Origin of the sequence: Actinomadura sp. 7K534 (genome assembly GCF_004348575.1) — a bacterium.
Classification (GTDB): Bacteria; Actinomycetota; Actinomycetes; order Streptosporangiales; family Streptosporangiaceae; genus Spirillospora; species Spirillospora livida.
On record NZ_SMKB01000481.1, the window covers coordinates 1 to 1,339 of the forward strand.

At 75.2% G+C, this 1,339-nt stretch carries 1 protein-coding gene and 1 pseudogene; one reads left to right on the forward strand and one right to left on the reverse strand.

Annotated elements, in window-relative coordinates; all coding sequences use genetic code 11:
- Nucleotides 1-819 (reverse strand): DUF3866 family protein (locus E1266_RS37265; RefSeq protein WP_132055286.1); only part of this gene is annotated, 819 nt, incomplete at its 3' end.
- 148 nt (nt 820-967) lie between these two features.
- Between E1266_RS37265 and E1266_RS37270 the strand changes: the two are divergent.
- Nucleotides 968-1,339: pseudogene (locus E1266_RS37270) on the forward strand (DNA-binding transcriptional regulator); the annotation flags it as partial.

Consider the following 1,339-nt stretch of genomic DNA (forward strand, 5'->3'; position numbering starts at 1 on the left):
CCCGTAGGCGGTGAGGGAGTGGTGGGAGACGCCGATGTGGCGCTCGCGCCGGTCGCCCTCGCTGACGCGCAGCGATCCGACGGGGCGGCCGCCGAGGACGGAGGCGGCGTTGACGGCCTCGCCCGCCGCGACGCCGGAGAAGCCCCACCGGGTGCCGGTGCCGAGGTTGCCGGGGCCCTGGGCGAGGACGGCGGCGTCGGCGCGCAGGATGAGCCGCGCGGCGAGGAGGCCGGTGTGGACGGTGACGGCCTCGAGGTCGCCGCCGAACGCCTGCCCGGCGGTGACGGTGGCGGCGAGGGCGCCGGCGTCCTTGAGGCGGGCGATGGACATGGAGAACCAGGCGGGCAGCGCCCCGCCGTCCGGCATGACGTAGACGATCCGCGCGGCGGGCCGCTCGGCGCGGAGGGCGGCGAGGATCGGCGGGAGCGCGGAGTGCAGGTCGGCGACGACGACGGGCATGCCGTCGAGGGAGTCGGCGTCGCGGAGGACGCCGTGGTGGGGGGAGTCCTGCTCGTCTGCGCCGAGGACGGTGGCCTGCAGGGGCGTGTAGCGGGCCTTGACGAGGTGGCCGGGGCCGCTCGGGTCGGGCGGGAGCCGGTCGGGGACGGCGACGACCATGGCGTAGCCGCCGGTGCCGAGGCCCATCGCCAAGGCCGTAGTGTTGAGCAGGACGGTATCGCCCGGTTCGGGGCGTCCGACGAGTTCGGGGTAGGCCAGTGCGCGGTGCGTGCCGTCGTCCCCGATCGAGACGGTCAGCTCGACCGCCCCGGGCCATTCGCGGCGGATGTCCTCAACTGTGCCTTTGCGCCATCGGATCACACCGGGAAACGGTAGCGTCCTCAACGGCGGGGCGCGGCCGTCGACCGGCGAATGACCGGCGGTCGACCGGCGGGCGGCCCGCCGCGGAGACGGCGAGGGCCCGGCGGACGCGTGTCCGGGGCGGTGGAAGCGAGAGGGTGGTGGCGAAGTGTCGCGGCGCAAGACCGAGCGCCTGCTCAATCTGGTGGTCTGCCTGCTCGCCACCCGGCGCTATCTGACGGCCGAGCAGATCCGCCGCGCGGTGCCCGGCTATCCGGAGTCCGACGAGGCGTTCAAGCGGATGTTCGAGCGGGACAAGGAGGAGCTGCGCGAGCTGGGCGTGCCGCTGGAGGTGGGCAGCGACCAGCTGGGCGGCGGCGGCGAGGAGATCGGGTACCGGATCCCGCCGCAGGACTACGAGCTGCCCGACGTCCACCTGACGCCGGATGAGGCGGCGGTGCTGGGCCTGGCGGCGCGGGTGTGGCAGCGGGCGAGCATGGCGGAGGCGGCGTCGGGGGCGCTGCTGAAGCTGGGGGTGGGT